This is a genomic window from Kitasatospora sp. NEAU-69, from assembly GCF_057158765.1.
Window position 1 is genome coordinate 1 of the sequence record NZ_JBWXUE010000006.1, and the last position, 17,071, is coordinate 17,071.

The 17,071-nt window shown below is 72.8% G+C and carries 14 protein-coding genes; 6 read left to right on the top strand and 8 right to left on the bottom strand.

Annotation, left to right across the window (positions count from 1 at the left end):
* Positions 1-121 precede the first annotated feature (121 nt).
* On the bottom strand, positions 122-1,042 hold the full coding sequence (locus tag AC060L_RS08810) for a hypothetical protein (protein WP_483798028.1): 921 nt from the start codon (positions 1,040-1,042) through the stop codon (positions 122-124).
* A 93-nt stretch (positions 1,043-1,135) separates the two neighbouring features.
* Here AC060L_RS08810 and AC060L_RS08815 point away from each other — a divergent pair, with 93 nt between their 5' ends.
* Positions 1,136-2,263: an FAD-dependent oxidoreductase gene (locus AC060L_RS08815; RefSeq protein WP_483798029.1), complete on the top strand. Its 1,128-nt coding sequence runs from the start codon at positions 1,136-1,138 to the stop codon at positions 2,261-2,263.
* Here the strand turns inward: AC060L_RS08815 and paaE are convergent.
* The 6 genes from paaE to AC060L_RS08845 form a co-directional block, all read right to left on the bottom strand.
* The gene (paaE, locus tag AC060L_RS08820; protein ID WP_483798030.1) at positions 2,251-3,324 is read right to left on the bottom strand and encodes a 1,2-phenylacetyl-CoA epoxidase subunit PaaE; all 1,074 of its coding nucleotides are present in this window, start codon (positions 3,322-3,324) and stop codon (positions 2,251-2,253) included. The two genes, AC060L_RS08815 and paaE, sit on opposite strands and share 13 nt — an antisense overlap.
* On the bottom strand, positions 3,324-3,839 hold the full coding sequence (gene paaD / locus AC060L_RS08825) for a 1,2-phenylacetyl-CoA epoxidase subunit PaaD (RefSeq protein ID WP_483798031.1): 516 nt from the start codon (positions 3,837-3,839) through the stop codon (positions 3,324-3,326). The genes paaE and paaD overlap by 1 nt, the downstream gene beginning before the upstream one ends.
* A complete protein-coding gene (paaC, locus tag AC060L_RS08830; protein ID WP_483798032.1) occupies positions 3,833-4,726 on the bottom strand; it encodes a 1,2-phenylacetyl-CoA epoxidase subunit PaaC in 894 nt (297 codons plus the stop codon). Before paaC ends, paaD begins: the two co-directional genes overlap by 7 nt.
* Before the next feature lie 12 nt (positions 4,727-4,738).
* A complete protein-coding gene (gene paaB / locus AC060L_RS08835) occupies positions 4,739-5,026 on the bottom strand; it encodes a 1,2-phenylacetyl-CoA epoxidase subunit PaaB (RefSeq protein WP_483798033.1) in 288 nt (95 codons plus the stop codon).
* Positions 5,026-5,967, bottom strand: coding sequence for a 1,2-phenylacetyl-CoA epoxidase subunit PaaA (paaA, locus tag AC060L_RS08840; protein WP_483798251.1), 942 nt, complete (start codon positions 5,965-5,967; stop codon positions 5,026-5,028). Before paaA ends, paaB begins: the two co-directional genes overlap by 1 nt.
* A 189-nt stretch (positions 5,968-6,156) precedes the next feature.
* Entirely contained in the window at positions 6,157-7,476 is a 1,320-nt protein-coding gene (locus tag AC060L_RS08845; RefSeq protein ID WP_483798034.1) for a M20 family metallopeptidase, read from the bottom strand.
* Positions 7,477-8,149: 673 nt separating this feature from the next.
* Between AC060L_RS08845 and AC060L_RS08850 the strand changes: the two genes are divergently transcribed.
* Positions 8,150-8,452, top strand: a complete 303-nt coding sequence (locus tag AC060L_RS08850; RefSeq protein WP_483798035.1) for a GNAT family N-acetyltransferase — start codon at positions 8,150-8,152, stop codon at positions 8,450-8,452.
* 93 nt (positions 8,453-8,545) lie between these two features.
* On the opposite strand, the gene AC060L_RS08855 is transcribed toward AC060L_RS08850, so the two are convergent.
* The gene (locus tag AC060L_RS08855) at positions 8,546-11,056 is read right to left on the bottom strand and encodes an RICIN domain-containing protein (RefSeq protein WP_483798036.1); all 2,511 of its coding nucleotides are present in this window, start codon (positions 11,054-11,056) and stop codon (positions 8,546-8,548) included.
* Positions 11,057-11,426: 370 nt separating this feature from the next.
* Between AC060L_RS08855 and AC060L_RS08860 the strand changes: the two genes are divergently transcribed.
* The 4 genes from AC060L_RS08860 (at position 11,427) to AC060L_RS08875 (ending at position 17,014) form a co-directional block, all read left to right on the top strand.
* Positions 11,427-12,431: an aldo/keto reductase gene (locus AC060L_RS08860; RefSeq protein ID WP_483798037.1), complete on the top strand. Its 1,005-nt coding sequence runs from the start codon at positions 11,427-11,429 to the stop codon at positions 12,429-12,431.
* A 141-nt stretch (positions 12,432-12,572) separates the two neighbouring features.
* Entirely contained in the window at positions 12,573-13,208 is a 636-nt protein-coding gene (locus AC060L_RS08865; RefSeq protein ID WP_483798038.1) for a TetR/AcrR family transcriptional regulator, read from the top strand.
* A 727-nt stretch (positions 13,209-13,935) separates the two neighbouring features.
* The gene (locus tag AC060L_RS08870) at positions 13,936-15,882 is read left to right on the top strand and encodes a putative Ig domain-containing protein (protein WP_483798252.1); all 1,947 of its coding nucleotides are present in this window, start codon (positions 13,936-13,938) and stop codon (positions 15,880-15,882) included.
* 199 nt (positions 15,883-16,081) lie between these two features.
* The gene (locus AC060L_RS08875; RefSeq protein WP_483798039.1) at positions 16,082-17,014 is read left to right on the top strand and encodes an ADP-ribosylglycohydrolase family protein; all 933 of its coding nucleotides are present in this window, start codon (positions 16,082-16,084) and stop codon (positions 17,012-17,014) included.
* The last annotated feature ends 57 nt before the right edge of the window (positions 17,015-17,071 follow it).

The window sequence follows — 17,071 nt, forward strand, 5'->3', positions numbered from 1 at the left end:
AGGTGCGTGCTCTCGGCGTGCCGGGCGCAGGCCCTCGTACTGGACGTACTTGGGCCTGTGCCCGGTGCGGCGAGAGTGCGTGCATGGCGTCGCCGAGCAGAAGGGGGTTTGACGACAGGCCCTAGCGGCGGTAGCCGCGGCCCGGCTCGCGCTCCTCGGCCTCCTCGTAGCTGAGGAACCAGCCTTCGGGGTGGGTGGCGGAGAGGAGCGTCTCCAGGCGGGTGGCGGCGTCCTCGTCCGGGTCCTGGCCGGCCAGGTCGTAGACGCCGAGCAGCTCGTCCGCGCAGCCGTCCCAGTCGTAGTCGTACAGGTCGGCGGGCAGCTCCCCCATCAGGTCGGCCACCGCCTGCGGCTGGGCTCCGAGCAGTGAGCGCGCGTCGGCCAGGGCGAGGCGCAGCGCGAGCTCCTCACCGGGACATCGGGGCAGCGGCCACTCGCCGAGGCCGAGGTCCTCGGCCAGGTCGTCGAAGGCGCGGGCCATCGAGCGGCGCCAGGAGCGGTGCATGTTCCAGCTGCGCTGCGGGAGGCGGGCGAAGACGGCCCAGTCCTGCTCGTCCTCGTCGGTGACCGCTTCCTCGCCGTGCTCCTCGATGTCGTCGTACGCGGCGTCGGCGAGTGCGAGGAGCTGGGTGTGCAGCAGGCAGGCGGTGCGCGGGGTGAGGGTCCAGTCGCCGGCCTCGCCGTCCTCGCCGTCGAGCGGGAAGAGCTCGGCGAAGTCCGGCGCGAAGTCGTCGGTGGTGCTGATCTCCAGCGTGCCGCCGAGCGCCTCGATGCCGGGCAGCGCGCCGATCAGCCGGTCCGGGTGGAGCAGCGCGCCGAGCGCGGCGTGCGGGTCCTCGGCGACCTCGCGCAGCAGTTCCAGGCGCTGGGCGGCCGGGTCGATGCCGGCGAAGTCGAGCTCCTGGACGGCCGCGATCGCGGCGGCGCGCAGTGCGGGCCAGTCGGTGACCCGGATGCCCAGAACCACCGTCGCCTCGATCTCCAGTGCGCCCGGGTCATCCGTCGCACCCGGCCCCTGCGGATGATCGCTTTGCTCGTCCATGCGCCTACGGTACGGCTTTTCCGATCCGCGCTCACCGGTCGGGGTCGAGCTTTTCGGCGGAACAAAGGGCAACGCTTGTGATGTTTCACAAACGTGACTGTTGATGAGGCAACCAAAGTCGACGTCCTGGTGATCGGTGCAGGCCAGGCGGGCCTCTCGGCCGCCTACCACCTGCGCCGGCACGGGTTCGAGCCGTACCGCGGCTTCGTCGTGCTGGACGCCGACCCGGCGCCCGGCGGCGCCTGGGCGCACCGCTCGCCCTCGCTGCGGATGGCCACCGTGCACGGCTTCCACGACCTACCGGACTTCGAGCTGCCCACCCCCGACCCGGCGGCGCCCGTCCGCGAGGTGGTCCCCGGCTACTTCGCCGCGTACGAGGCCCGGCACGCGCTCCCGGTGATCCGCCCGGCGCGGGTGACGGCTGTGACGGCCGTGACGGACGAGGCGGACGGACGGCTACTGGTCGAGTCCACCGCCGGCAGCTGGTCGGCCCGCGCGCTGGTCAACGCGACCGGGACCTGGACCCGCCCGTTCCTGCCGCACTACCCCGGCCGGTTCGCCGGCCGCCAGCTGCACTACGCCGACTACCGGGGCCCGGCCGGGTTCGCCGGGCAGCGCGTGGTGGTGGTCGGCGGCGGGGCCTCGGCGATCCAGCTGCTCGCCGAGCTCGGCGCGGTGGCCGAGCCGGTCTGGGTGACCCGGCGCGAGCCGGTGATCCGGGACGCGCCGTTCACCCCGCAGGCCGGGCGGGCCGCCGTGGCACTGGTGGAGGAACAGGTGCGCCAAGGGCTGCCGGTGCGCAGCGTGGTCGGCGTGACCGGGCTCGGGCCGTCGGTCGCGCTACGCCGGGCGCAGCAGCTCGGGGTGCTGAACCGCCGCCCGATGTTCGACCGGCTCACCGAGCACGGTGTGGCCTGGGGGGACACCGAGCTGGCGGTGGACGCGGTGATCTGGGCCACCGGGTTCCGCCCCGAGGTCGGTCACCTCGCGCCGCTCGGCCTGCGCGAGGCCGGCGGCGGGATCCGGCTGGACGGCACCACGGCGGTCGCCGACCCGCGGATCCAGTTGGTCGGCTACGGGCCGTCGGCGAGCACCATCGGCGCGAACCGGGCGGGGCGGGCCGCGGTGAACGCGATCGTGAAGCTGATCGGCCGGCCGGTGGACCGGCCGGCCGATCAGCTAGCCGACCAGCTAGCCGGTCAGCCGGCTCACGCGTCGTAGTCGACCGTCACCCGGTCGGAGACCGGCCGGGCCTGGCAGGTCAGCACGTAGCCGGCCGCCAGCTCCTTCTCCTCCAAGGCGAAGTTGCGCCGCATCTCCACCTCGCCCTCGGTGACCAGCGCCCGGCAGGTGCCGCAGACCCCGCCCTTGCAGGCGAACGGCAGGTCGGGCCGGACGTGCTGCGCGCCGTCCAGCACGCTGCGCTCGCGCGGCAGCCGCAGCGTGCTGCGCCGCCCGTCCAGCACCAGGGTGACCTCGCTGACGCTGTCCGGGTCCGCCACCGTCTCGACCGGACGCTCGGAGACCGGCTCGTCCTCGGCGTGGAAGAGCTCCTGGTGCACCGCCGAGGGCGCGACGCCGAGCTCGGCGAGCAGCGCGCGGGCGTCCGCGACCATCCCGTACGGCCCGCAGAGCCACCAGTGGCCGACCGCCGGGACGTCCACCAGCGCGCCGAGCAGTGCCCGCACCCGCTCGCCGTCGAGCCGGCCGCTGAGCAGCTCGGCGTCCCTGGCCTCCCGGGAGAGCACGTGGACCAGCTCGAAGCGGTCGAGGTAGCGGTCCTTCAGATCGGCCAGCTCGTCGGCGAACATCACCGTGTCGCTGCTCCGGTTGCCGTAGAGCAGCAGCACCCGGGCCTCGGGGTGCGCGGCGAGCACGGTGCCGGCGATCGAGAGCATCGGGGTGATCCCGGAGCCGGCCGCCAGCAGCACGTGCTGCGCCGGGGCGGTCAGGTCGGCGGTGAACGCACCGCCGGGCGGCAGCACCTCGACGGTGTCGCCGGGCGCGGCGCGGCGCACCAGCTGACCGGAGAAGAGCCCGCCGGGCACCTCGCGCACGGCGATCCGCAGCGCGCCGCCGACCGGCGAGCAGATCGAGTACGAGCGCCGCTCGTCGGCGCCCTCGGCGGTGACCTGGCGCAGCGTCAGCGACTGGCCGGCCTGGAAGACGTACTCCTCGGCGAGCCCGGTGGGGACGTCGAAGGTGACGGCCACCGCGTCGTCGCACAGGCGGTCGACGGCGGCGATCCGCAGGGGGTGGAACTGCGCGCGGCGGGTCGCCATCAGATCTCCTTCATGCGTTCGAACGGCTCACGGCAGGCGCGGCAGCGCCAGAGGGCCTTGCAGGCGGTGGAGCCGAACCGGGACAGCTCCTCGGTGTCCTCGGACCCGCACTGCGGGCAGCTCACCGCGAGCCGGGTGCGGCCCAGCTGGAGCAGGCCGCCGGCCGCCGGCCGACCGCCGGGGGCGGGCGGTGCGATGCCGGCGGCGGCGAGCTTGGCCCGGCCCTCGGCGCTGATCAGGTCGGTGCTCCACGGCGGGTCGAGCCGCAGCCGGACCTCGACCTCGGTGAACCCGGCGGTGCGCAGCCGCAGCCGCACGTCGGCCGCCATCTCGGCGACGGCCGGGCAGCCGGAGTACGTCGGGGTGAGCCAGACCGTGACGCTGTTCGAGTCCGGGTGCTGCTGCTCGACGCCGGCCAGCACACCGAGGTCGGCGAGCGTGAGCATCGGCAGCTCGGGGTCGGGGACGGCGCCTGCGATCTCGGCGGCGGCGCGCGCCGCGAGCGTGGTCACCATGTCGCCCCCGGGTGCTCCCGGGCCACGCACTGCAGTTCGGCGAGCAGCAGGCCGAGCGCCTCGGTGTGCACGCCGTCGCGTCCGGCCCGCCCGCCGATCCGGGCCAGCGGCTTCGCGCCCGGCACGGCCAGTTTCGCCTCGGCGAGCACCGCGGCGAGCTCGGTCAGCACGTCATCGCGCAGCGCGGCGGGGTCCAGGCCGAGCCGCAGTTCGACCTCGTGGCCGGTGAACAGCTCGTCCAGCAGCGGCCAGACGGCGTCCAGACCGGCCTGCATCCGCTCGGCGGAGAACTCGGTGCCGTCACCGAGCCGGACCGTCCAGGCGGCCGCGTACTCCTGGTGGTAGGCCAGCTCCTTGACGCCGCGCGCGGCCACCGCGGCCAGCACCGCGTCCGGCGCGGCGGTGGCCAGGCGCCGGTAGAGCGCGCCGCGGGCGGTCGCGAAGACCAGCAGGCGGGCGATCGAGAACGCGAAGTCGCCGTTCTCGGCCTCCACCAGCCGCACGTTGCGGAACTCGTGCTCGGCGCGCCAGTACGCGAAGTCGTCCTCGGTGCGGCCGGTGCCGTCGGCCTGGCCGGCCCGGGTGAGCAGCAGCCTGGCCTGGCCGAGCAGGTCGAGGCCGAGGTTCGCGAGGGCGACCTCCTCCTCCAGCTCCGGCGCCCGGGTGCACCACTCGATCAGCCGCTGGGACAGCACCAGCGCGTCGTCGGCGAGGAACTGGCAGTAGAGCGAGAGGTCGGCTCCATCGACGTCCGGTGCCAGCGTGGTGTCCACGCCGAGCAGCGGGTCGGCGAAGCCGGTGCCGTACGCCCAGCGGGCCTCGGACTCGTGATCGGGCTGGGCCAGCGTGAGGTAGACGTGGTCGTCGCTCTGGTGACTGTCGGTCATCGTGGGTCCCCGTCAGATGTGCGGGACATCCTCGGGGATGTCGTAGAAGGTCGGGTGGCGGTAGACCTTGTCGCCGCTCGGCTCGAAGAACGGATCGCGCTCGTCGGGCGTCGAGGCGGTGATCGCGTCGGAACGGACCACCCAGAGGCTGACGCCCTCGTTGCGGCGGGTGTACAGGTCGCGCGCGTTCAGCAGGGCCATCCGGTCGTCCGGCGCGTGCAGCGAACCGACGTGCACGTGGTTGAGCCCGCGCCGGGGACGCACGAAGACCTCGTAGAGCGGCCAGGACTGGTCGGGCATTACTGCGGCTCCTTCTGCTTCGCCGCGTACGCCAGGGCGGCCTCGCGGACCCAGGCACCGTCCTCGTGGGCGGCGCGGCGGCGGTCGACCCGCTGCGTGTTGCACGGGCCGTTGCCCTTGATCACCTGCTGCAGCTCGGCCCAGTCGGGCTCGCCGAAGTCCCAGCTGCCGCGCTGCTCGTTCCAGCTCAGCGCCGGGTCGGGCAGCGTCACGCCGAGGTGCTCGGCCTGCGGCACGGTCATGTCGACGAAGCGCTGGCGCAGCTCGTCGTTGGTGTGCCGCTTGATCCGCCAGGCCATCGACTGCGCGGTGTTCGGCGAATCGCCGTCCGGCGGGCCGAACATCATCAGCGACGGCCACCACCAGCGGTCCACCGCGTCCTGCACCATGCGCTGCTGGGCCTCGGTGCCGCGCATCAGCGTCATCAGCAGCTCGTAGCCCTGGCGCTGGTGGAAGGACTCCTCCTTGCAGACCCGCACCATCGCCCGCGCGTACGGACCGTAGCTGCAGCGGCAGAGCGGGACCTGGTTGCAGATCGCCGCGCCGTCCACCAGCCAGCCGATCACGCCGACGTCGGCGAAGTTCAGCGTCGGGTAGTTGAAGATCGAGGAGTACTTCTGCCGGCCGCTGATCAGCTTCTCGGTCAGCTCGGCGCGGTCCACGCCGAGCGTCTCGGCGGCCGCGTAGAGGTAGAGACCGTGACCGGCCTCGTCCTGGGCCTTGGCCAGCAGGATCGCCTTGCGGCGCAGCGAGGGGGCCCGGGTCAGCCAGTTGCCCTCCGGCTGCATGCCGATGATCTCGGAGTGCGCGTGCTGGGCGATCTGGCGGATCAGCGTGGCGCGGTAGCCGTCCGGCATCCAGTCACGCGGTTCGATCCGCTGCTCGGCGGCGATCACGGCCTCGAAGCGCTCACTGGGCTCCGCGGGCCCGCTGGGCCCCATGGGCTGCGTGGATTCGGTGGGCACTGCCACGATGACGACTCCTCCCGACTGACCGTTCGGTCGGTTCCATTGTGTAGCCAACGGCCTACCGGTGACAAGGACTCCCCGGATCTTGCGGAGAACTGTTCCGGGAAATGCGCCAGGGGCGGGCCCGGATCCGGGCCCGCCCCCGTCAGGCGGTGGTACGACTCAGGCGCGCAGCCTGGGCAGCGGGACCGCGAGCAGTCCGGCGAGCAGCGCGATCCGCGGCGCCAGCTGGTCCAGCTCGATCCGCTCGTCCCGCGCGTGCGGGCCGGCTCCGACCGCGCCCAGCCCGTCCAGCGTCGGCAGGCCGCGGGCGCCGGCCAGGTTGGTGTCACCCGCCCCGCCTGCCGGTGCGCCGTCCAGCTGCTGCCCGAGCGCGGCCGCCAGGCTGCGCACGTGGCGCAGCAGCGCGTTGCCGTCCGCGCGCTCGGGCCAGGCCGGCCGGCTGGAGAGCACCTCGGTGGTCACCAGCGCGCCCGGGCGCAGCGCGGTCAGGTGGGCCAGCGTGTCCAGCGTGCTGCGCTGCGCCTCCGGGGTGGAGAAGCGCAGGCCCAGCTCGGCCTCGGCCTGCCCGGCGATCACGTTCGCCCTGGTGCCGCCGCGGATCCGGCCGGTGTTCAGCTCGGTGCCCGGCTGGTGGCCGAGCTGGTCGCGGATCTCGACGAGCTGGTCGACCAGCTCGTCCACCGCCGAGGTGCCGTCCTCGGGGTGGTTGCCGGCATGCGCCTCGTGGCCGGTGACGGTGAGCCTGACCCGGCTGACGCCCCGGCGCGCGGTCTTCAGCCGACCGTCCTCGTGCGGCGGTTCCAGGCCCAGGACGGCGGCGGCGCCGGGGAGCTGGCGCTCCACCACGCGGCGGCCGTCCGGGCTGCCGACCTCCTCGTCCGCGACCACCACGACGCGCACCGAGCGGTGCGGGCGCAGGCCGAGGTCGGCGAGGAGGGCGAAGGCGCCTTCGAGAAGGGCCAGACCGGCCTTCATGTCGAGCACGCCAGGGCCGCTGAGCACTCCGTCGTGCTCGATCACCGGCCAGTCGGCGAGCGTGCCGGCCGGCCAGACGGTGTCGTGGTGCCCGACGAAGAGCAGGTGCGGGAGGCTCTCGTCCTGGCCGCGCCAGTGCAGCAGCAGGTGGTCGCCGGCCGCGCCCTTCTCCCGGCTGACCTCGGCGCCGGTCGCCCGGTAGCCGGCCGACAGCTCCTCGGCGAGCGCGTTCAGCCGCTTCGCGTCACCGGTCGGGGACTCGATCCTGGCCAGGTCGGCGCAGCGGCTGCGGACCGCGGCGGAGAGCGTGCGGGCCTTGGTGGTCAGCGCACGCGGCACCCCGGGCAGCGGCTCCGGCCTGGGGGCGGCGGCTCCCGGACCGTCGGCGTCCGCGTCGGCGGTCGTCGACGCGGACGCCGACCCCGACGCGGATCCGGACGCCGGCGCGGGGGCCGCCTGGGCTGGGGCTGGGCCGGCCGGGCTGGTGGTGGTATTCGGGCTCACTCGGCACCTCCGCGGCGGCTTCGCGTACTCAGCGGACGGATGGCCTGACAGGCACGGGCGCCGGTCGGACCTGCTGCTCGTCTGGTCGCGGATGCGGCGGCTACGGCGGCTGGTGGCCGCGGGGTGAGCGGTGCGATGGAACGGCTGCTCGACATTCGTCCTCCTCGCTGGTTTCGGCGACTCCGGACCGACCGGAGCCCCGTGGGCAGTGACCTCCGGCTGGCGGGGTGGGGGCCACTGTGGCAATGAGAGCCGAAGCGAGCCTAGAAGAACGCTCCACACTCCTGCGAGGTGGCCCTTACTCCGCAGGCCGGACCGCGGAACGGCGCGGGGCGCCCGGGGGGCGTGCGGTGCGGGCGCCGGGGCGCGTCCGGCGGCGCCGCGCGGTTCGGAGCCGTACGGGACGGACCGGCGGGTGGGGCGCGGTCACCCGATCGCGCCCACCTCTCCACGATGGACCTGCTGGGGCGCTTCGGCAGGGCGAATCGCCATCCTCGAGCGGATCCACGCCGGATGGGTGACAGCCGGATCAGCCGTCCGTACCGGACCGGGCCGAACCTCGAACAGTATCCGGTTCGGGTGCGGCGCGGTCGGCGATCGCGGATGATGACTGGGCGAAGAAGTGGGGCTGAAGAGCCGTCAGGAAACGTGACGTCAAAAAGAGGAGAGTCGAATGACCGTGGTCGTCCGGGACATTCCGGCGGAACACCGCTTCGTGGCGGAGCTGGACGGCGAACAGGCCGGCTTCGCCACGTACATGCGCAGCGAGGGGCTGGTGGTCTACCCGCACACCGTGGTCGAGCCGCGGTTCGAGGGGCAGGGGATCGGCGGGGCGCTGGCCCGGGCGGTGCTGGACGACGCGCGCGGGCGCGGGGTGGCGGTGCTGGCGACCTGCCCGTTCATCCGCGGCTGGATGGAGCGGCACCCGGAGTACCTGGAGCTGGCGTACGAGAACCAGAGCCGGGTGACCGACTAGGACCCGTCCTGAACGCGAACCGCCCGCCGACCGGGGTGGTCGGCGGGCGGGCGCTGGGCTTTCGGGGGCTCAGGGGCTCAGGGCTTCGGGGGCTCAGCCGATCTTGGTGAGCTGCCAGCGCTGGTTCGTGCCGCCGGTGGGCGGCCACTGGATCACCTGGGCGCCCATCAGCAGCGAGCCACCGTTGACGTCCGCGAGCTGGCCGTCCGAGCGCGACTCCAGCGTGTAGCCGCCACCGGCGGCCGGGACCAGCAGCCACTGCTGGTTGGTGCCGCCGTTCGCGGACCACAGGTCGAGCTGGGTCTGCGGGACGGCGCTGGCGTTCGGCACGTCCAGTGCCTTGCCGCTCGCCACGCCGGTGATCGTGTAGTAGCCGTCGCCGGTCGAGGTCAGCCGCCACTGCTGGTTGGCGCCGCCGTCGGACGGCCACTGGATGATCGGCGTGCCGTTGGCGGTGCCCTGGTTCGAGGCGTCCAGCAGCTGGCCGTTGTTGGCGTTCGCCAGCGTGTAGACGCCGTCCTGCGGGGCGGCGGGGGTGTTCGGCGTGATCGACAGGTTGCTGAACTGCGCGTTGTAGTAGCCGCCGGTGCCGAGCGCGATCTGGCCGGCCGGGTAGCTGCCGTCGGTCACGGTCGCCAGCGTGCTGCCGTCCAGCTTCGCGGTGAGCGTGCTGCCCTGGAAGCCGAGTGACACGTGGTGCCAGGTGTTCGTGCCGAGCGCCGGGACGGTGCCGCTGGCCAGGGTGGTGAAGGCCCAGCTGGTGTCGCTCTTCAGCAGGGTCCAGCTGCCGTCGTCGCCGACCCGCAGGTTGTACGCGTTCAGGCCGTTGTTGTTGCGGCCCTGGGTGCCGACCCGACCGAGCAGCTCGGCGGTGCCGGAGTGTTCGAGCAGCACGTCCGCGCTGACCGTGTAGTTGCTCCAGCTCAGGTCGCCCATGGTCGCGTACGGCTGGTCGGCGGACTCGTCGGTCCAGCGGATCGGCGTGGTCGGCGCCTGCTGGCGCAGGCAGTTGCCCGCCCGGCCGCCGGCGCACGGCTCGGTCTCGAACGCGCCGTTCATGGTGCTGAAGTAGCGCGCCTCCTGGCCGGTCGCGGTGCCCGCCAGGCTGTCGCTGTACGGCAGGGCGAGCAGGCCGCGCTGCGGGGCGGTGCTGTCCGCGGTGCTCGCGCCCTGGCCGGTGGTGGTCGTGACGGTGTAGAGGTGGCCGGGCTGCAGGGTCAGCTGGTAGGTGCCGCCGCTCGCGGTCAGGTCGGGGCCGGGCACCAGGTGCGCGGTCGCGGCGTTGCTGGAGAAGTCGGTGGACCAGACGTGCAGTGCGCCGGCCGGCAGGTTGTTCGCCACCTGGAACGTGACGGTCTGGGCGGCGGTGGCGTCCATGGTCTCGAAGACGGTGCTCCACGCGCTGCGGTCGGGCGCGGCGTAGCTGACGTAGCTGCCGTTGGCGCGGTTGCCAGCCAGGTAGCCGGAGGCGGTGTCCAGGTACTTCCAGCCGGGGGCGGTGAACTGGGTGGTCTGGGCGGTGGCCCAGGCGCTGCGGGAGACCTGGTAGGCGCCGGACCAGGGCTGGTTCGCCGTGATCAGGCCCATCGTGTTGAAGCCGAGGTTGGGGTAGAGCGCGGCGACCACGGGCCAGTTGATGAAGGCGGTCATCTTCGCGTCCAGGTAGCCGCGGTTGATCGCGCGAGCCATCGGGGCGGCGCCGGTGTCGGCGTCCTCGGAGCCGTTCTCGCTCGCCCAGAGCTGCTTGCCGGTGGCCTGCGCGTCGGGCGTGCTGCTGCAACTGGTCATCGCGGACATGTATCCGCACGGGTAGTGGACGCCGACGATGTCGACGGCGTTCTTCAGCACGCTGTCGCTCTGCATCGCGGTGGCGATCGTCCAGTTGTCGTCGGCGCCGACCACCTTGGTCGCGCCGTAGCCGTCGGCGGCGAGCGTGGCGTGCAGGTTCTCGTACCAGGCGGCGTTGTAGCCGCGCTCGTTCCAGCCGCCGATGTAGTCGATCGGCAGGTTGTGCTGCTTGGCGCAGCCGAGCCAGGAGACCAGGTAGTCGATCGTGTCCTGGGACCAGAAGTTGCCGTTCCCGATCCAGCCGGGGGCACCCCAGGAGAGCGCGTAGAGCTTGATCCCGGGGTTGCGGGCCTTGGCCTGCTCCATCAGCCACCACTCGTAGCCGTTGTCGCAGTCGATGTTGCCGCGGGTGTGCTCGATCGAGGACTCGGCGCCGTCGGTGGAGTTGGTGTCGCCGCCGATCTCGACCTTGAGGATCTGGAGCGCGGCGCCGTAGCCGGGCTTGAAGAGGTAGTCGAGCATCTGGCTGCGCTGCGGCTCGGGGTAGTCGAGCAGCAGGCGCGAGTTGCCGCCGCCGCCGCTGATCGCGCCGACGCCGTCGAAGGTGCGGCCGGGCGAGTTCGCGTCGACGGTGATCGCGGTGGGCGCGATCGCGGCAGCCTTGGCGGCGTGGGCGGGCGCGGTGGTGGCGGCCTGCGCAGTGGTGGCGGCCTGGGCGGCGGGGACGCCGCCGGTGACCAGGGCGAGGCAGAGCACGAGGGCGGCCGGTGCGGCCGCCCTCGTCCATCGGCGCAGTACGGGGGGAACGGTTGGCATCGGGGGCTGCCCTCCCGGGACGTTGACGGCTGGTGGATTGCGCGCGCACCTCAGGAAAAACCAAACGGAACTGATCAAAAGCAAACGCTAAGGAGGTGACCATGCGCCGTCAAGAGGGCTGCACGGAGCGAAAGTTGGTGCGCACTCGGATGGCGGACGGGGGGCGCGGTCGACTGACGTCCGGCGGGTGACAGATGACGACTGACAGCTGACGGATGACAGATATTGAAATCTGTCATCCGTCATGCCAAACTTGTCCGCGAAGGCACTCCAAGCCCCACCCCGCACTGCCTTCACCTGCACCGCCCTCATCAACGCTGCCCTCAGCCACATCACTCACACTCGACCCGCTTCCCCCAGGAGCCCCCGCATGACCACCGTCACCACCCGCCGACTCGGCCGCTCCGGCCCGATCACCTCCGCCATCGGCCTCGGCGCGATGGGCATGTCCGACCTCTACGGCCCGGCCGACGAGGCCGAGAGCATCGCCACGATCCACGCCGCCATCGACGCGGGCGTCACCCTGATCGACACTGGCGACTTCTACGGCATGGGCCACAACGAGCTGCTGATCCACGAAGCGCTGCGCGGCCGCGACCGCGAGGCCGTCCAGATCAGCGTGAAGTTCGGTGCCCAGCGCGGCCCGGACGGCGCCTGGCTCGGCTACGACGCGAGCCCCGCCGCGACCAAGACCGCGCTCGCCTACACGCTGCGCCGCCTGCGCACCGACCACATCGACATCTACCGCCCGGCCCGGCTGGACCCGAACGTCCCGATCGAGGAGACCATCGGCGCCATCGCCGATCTGGTGAAGGCCGGCTACGTCCGGCACATCGGCCTCTCCGAGGTCGGCCCCGCCACGCTGCGCCGGGCCGCCGCCGTGCACCCGATCAGCGACCTGCAGATCGAGTACTCGCTGCTCTCCCGTGGCCTGGAGGCCGAGGTGCTGCCCACCGCCCGCGAGCTGGGCATCGGCGTCACCGCCTACGGCGTGCTCTCGCGCGGACTGCTCAGCGGCCACTGGTCCACCGACCGCCCGCTGGCCGCCACCGACTTCCGTGGCGCCAGCCCGCGCTTCCAGGGCGAGAACCTGGCCCACAACCTCACGCTGGTCGAGGCGCTGCGGGCGATCGCCGAGGCCAGGGGCGCCAGCGTCGCGCAGGTGGCGATCGCCTGGGTCGCCTCGCGCGGCGCGGACATCGTGCCGCTGGTCGGCGCCCGGCGCCGCGAGCGCCTGACTGAGGCGCTCGGCGCGCTCGACGTCCGGCTCGAAGACGCCGACCTCGCCGCCATCGAGGCGGCCGTGCCCGCCGGAGCCGCGGCCGGCGACCGGTACGCCGCCGCGCAGATGCACAGCCTCGACAGCGAGAAGTGACCGAACCGGGCCGGGGCTGCGCTGCCGGGGCGTCCGGGCCCCGGGTAGCCTCGGCAGTGGCCCAGCAGCGGGTTTCCCCCGCGCCCTGGCCCACCGGACCCGCCGGCCCCACCAATGCGACAACCCTAAGGACGTACCTCCGTGACCTCCGAGAGCGCACTGACGCGCGAGCAGATCCTGAGCACGGCGGAGGACGTCCTGCGACGGTTCGGCCCGGGCAAGGCCACCGTGGTCGACATCGCGCGCGACCTCGGCGTCAGCCACGGCAGCGTCTACCGGCACTTCCCCAGCAAGGCGGCGCTGCGCGAGGCGGTCACCCAGCGCTGGCTCGACCAGGCGCACGACAGCCTGCAGTCGATCACGGTCGAGAGCGGCCCGGCGGGCGAGCGGCTGCACCGCTGGCTGACCACGCTCTTCACGGCGAAGCGGAAGAAGGCACTGAGCGACCCGCAGCTCTTCGAGACGTACCTGACACTGGTCGGCGAGCACAGTGACACGGTCGCCGCGCACGTGGAGACGCTGACCGGGCAGATCGCGGTGATCATTCAGGACGGGATCTGGCAGGGCGAGTTCACGCCGGTTCACGTGCCGACCGCGGCCCACGCCGTGTTCCAGGCGACCGCGCACTTCCACGACCCGGCGCACGCGGCCGAGTGGGCCGACGAGAAGCGTGCGACGGCCGATCTGGAGGGGCTCTGGACGCTGCTGCTGGCCGGCCTGACCGGCCGCTGGGGCAAGGGCGACGCGCAGCCGGCCGCCGCCGGCAAGCCGCAGTAGCGACCGGCGGGACGGCGGATGCGAGGGTGGGTGAGTGAGCTGCCGAGTTGGCTGGCGAGTCACCAGAACCCCGCGTCCCACCAGGTCCCACTGATAGCCGTAATCCTTGCATCGGGCAGGTAAAGGATCCTGACCTCGCCTTGCCGCTCGTGGTGAACGCCCACTAGCGTCAGCCCCGCATCAGCCCGCCGAGCGGACTGGTGCGGGGCACGTGCTGTCATGCCCTTGACAGTCGGGCCTCTTGTTCAGCGCTCCACTCCCCCACCACGCGTGCGCGCCCCGCCCTTGGCGGCCGCCACGCCCGCTGAACAGCGCCCCTGCACCGCGCATCGTCCTGCACCGCTCTGCACTGCACTGCACTTCTGCACCGTCTGCACCGCTTGCACCGCTCTGCACTCCCGCGCCGACTCGGCGCGGCCCCGGCGCCGCCGCACCTCTCGCGCGCCGGACCACGACAGAGCCGACCGCACCACGGGCCGGTTGCACCACAGCTCCCCCACTCGCGTGCCATGCACTCGCGCGGGTTCAGCACGGCCCGAGGCGCTCAGCCACGGGCCGTCCGCACGTGCCGAGATCCACCAGTACCGGGCGCGCCACCCTCGCCGGCCCCACCTGATACCGGCGAGCTGCGACCCCGACCCCCACGAAGGGTTCCGTCTTGCGCACACATACCTCTGCCGGGCCACGCTCGCGCACCCTGCGCGCGGTCACCGCCACTCTGCCGGCCATGGGCCTGGCCGTCCTCGGCCTGCTCGCACCCGCCGCCCACGCCGCCGACCGGACGAGCACCCTGGCCGGCAGCAACGTCGGCGTCAAGCACGTCTGTGCCGCGCCGACGCACCCCGGTCAGATGGCCTGCCTCGCGCTGGCCCGCACCGACGCGACGCAGCCGCACGCGTTCGCCCTGCACGCCGTGTCGCCGAACGCCACGCCGTCCGGCTACGGCCCGAGCGACCTGAAGAGCGCGTACAACCTGCCCGCGAACGGCGGCAGCGGCCAGACCGTCGCGATCGTCGACGCGCAGGACGACCCCAACGCCGAGTCGGACCTGGCGACCTACCGGTCCCAGTACGGCCTGCCGGCCTGCACCACGGCGAACGGCTGCTTCAAGAAGATCGCCGAGGACGGCAGCACCAACTACCCGACCGCCGACTCGGGTTGGGCCGGTGAGATCTCGCTGGACCTGGACATGGTCTCGGCCGTCGCGCCGAACGCGCACATCATCCTGGTCGAGGCGACCTCGGCGAACATGAGCGACCTGGGCACCGCGGTGAACCAGGCCGTCTCGCAGGGCGCGAAGTTCGTCTCGAACAGCTACGGCGGGTCCGAGGACTCCACCGACACCAGCTCGGACAGCCAGTACTTCAACCACCCGGGCGTGGCTATCACCGTCTCCGCCGGTGACGGTGGCTACGGCGCCGAGTACCCGGCCTCGTCCCAGTACGTCACCTCGGTCGGCGGCACCTCGCTGAGCACCGCCTCCAACTCCCGTGGCTGGAGCGAGTCGGTCTGGAACACCAGCAGCACCGAGGGCACCGGCTCCGGCTGCTCCGCCTACGACCCCAAGCCGAGCTGGCAGAAGGACAGCGGCTGCTCCAACCGCACCGTCTCGGACGTCTCCGCGGTCGCCGACCCGGCCACCGGTGTCGCGGTCTACCAGACCTACGGCGGCTCGGGCTGGAACGTGTACGGCGGCACCAGCGCCTCCTCGCCGATCATCGCCTCGGTCTACGCCGACGCGGGCACCCCGGCCGCGGGCACGTACCCGTCCTCGTACCCGTACGCCCACACGGGCAACCTGAACGACGTGACCAGCGGCAACAACGGCAGCTGCTCGCCGACCTACCTCTGCACCGCGGGCCCGGGCTACGACGGCCCGACCGGCTGGGGCACCCCGAACGGCACCGCCGCCTTCACCAACGGCGGCAGCACCGGCGGCAACACGGTCACCGTGAACAGCCCCGGCAGCCAGTCCACCACCACCGGCAGCTCGGTCAGCCTGCAGGTCTCCGGCACCGACTCGGCCAGCGGCCAGACCCTGACCTACTCGGCCACCGGCCTGCCGACCGGCCTGTCGATCAGCTCCTCGGGCCTGATCTCCGGCACCGCGAGCACCGCGGGCAGCTACTCGGTGACGGTCACCGCCAAGGACTCCACCGGTGCCACCGGTAGCGCCTCGTTCGGCTGGACCGTCAGCACCAGCGGCGGCGGCTGCACCGGCAGCGGCCAGCTGCTCGGCAACCCCGGCTTCGAGACCGGCAGCGCCTCCCCGTGGACCGCCACCGCCGGCGTCATCAACAACGACACCATCAGCGAGCCCGCCCACAGCGGCAGCTGGGACGCCTGGCTGGACGGCTACGGCGCCGCCCACACCGACAGCATCACGCAGACCGTCACCATCCCGGCCGGCTGCTCCGCGAGCCTCAGCTTCTGGCTGCACATCGACACCGCGAAGACCGGCACCACCGCGGCCGACAAGCTGACCGTCTCGGCCAACGGCACCACGCTGGCCACCTACAGCAACCTGAACGCCAACAACGGCTACGTGCAGAAGACGTTCAACCTCTCCTCCTACGCCGGCAAGAGCGTCACGCTGAAGTTCAACGGCGTGGAGAACTCCTCCTCCGCCCAGACCAGCTTCGTGATCGACGACACCGCGCTCAACGCCTCCTGACGATCGGTCAGAACAGCGACTGCACAGCAGTCGGGCATGAGTTGAGCAGCAGGTGAGCAGCAGGTGAGCGAGGGGCCGTGGCCGATGCCACGGCCCCTCGTTCGGCTGTGAGCCCCGGCACGGCGAAAATCCGTTCGTGGCCGTGCCGTTCGACCGGGCAGAATCAGGGACTCGACCACACCAAGACCTGGAGCAGACCGTGCCCGCGCCCACCCCAGCCTTCGACAGCCTGCAGGGACTCACACTCGGCGACGCCTTCGGCGACCGCTGGTTCCGGCTGTCCCGCGACGAGGCGGAGACCGAGCTGGCCGCGCGCGCCGTCCGCCCGGGGCCGTGGGAGTGGACCGACGACTCGGCGCAGGCCCTGGTCCTGGTGCGCCACCTGGTGCGCCACGGCGAGGTCCAACCGGACGTGCTCGCCCAGGACTTCGCCGAGGACTACACGGCCGACCCCGGTCGCAAGTACGGCCCGTCGATGCACCAGGTGCTGCGCGCGATCAAGCAGGGCGCCGACTGGCGGACCGTCACCTCCGGGCTCTTCGGCGGCCAGGGCTCGCACGGCAACGGCGCCGCGATGCGGATCGCGCCGCTGGGCGCCTGGTTCGCCGCCGACCCGGGCATCGAGCTGACCGAGATCGCCGAGCAGGCCAGGCTCTCCGCCATGACCACGCACTTCCACGCCGAGGCCGCGGCGGGCGCGGTGGCCGTGGCGGTGGCGACCGCTCTGGCCGTCCGCAGTCGTGGGTCGGCGGCCCCCGACCGCTCCGAACTGCTCGCGACCGTGGCCGATCTGATACCGGAGAGCGAGGTGCGCTCCGGCCTGCGGATCGCCGCGCGGATGCCCGACAGCGCGAGCGTGCGGCACGCGGCGGTGGTGCTCGGGTCCGGCCTGCAGATCTCCGCCCAGGACACCGTGCCGTTCGCGCTCTGGGCCGCCGCCGGGCAACTGGACGACCTGCCCGAGGCGATCTGGACCACGCTGGGCGGCTGGGGCGACATGGACACCACCTGCGCCATCGCGGCCGGCGTGGTCGCCGCCCGGACCGGGATCGCCGGCGTGCCGGGCGACTGGCTGGCGGCCCGTGAGGAGCTGCCGCACTGGGTCGGCGAGTTGGACTGGGACGCCTGTTAGCGGCGGTGGGGAGGCTCCCCTTTTTTTTTCCCGCCCCAAAACACACCCCCGAAAGAG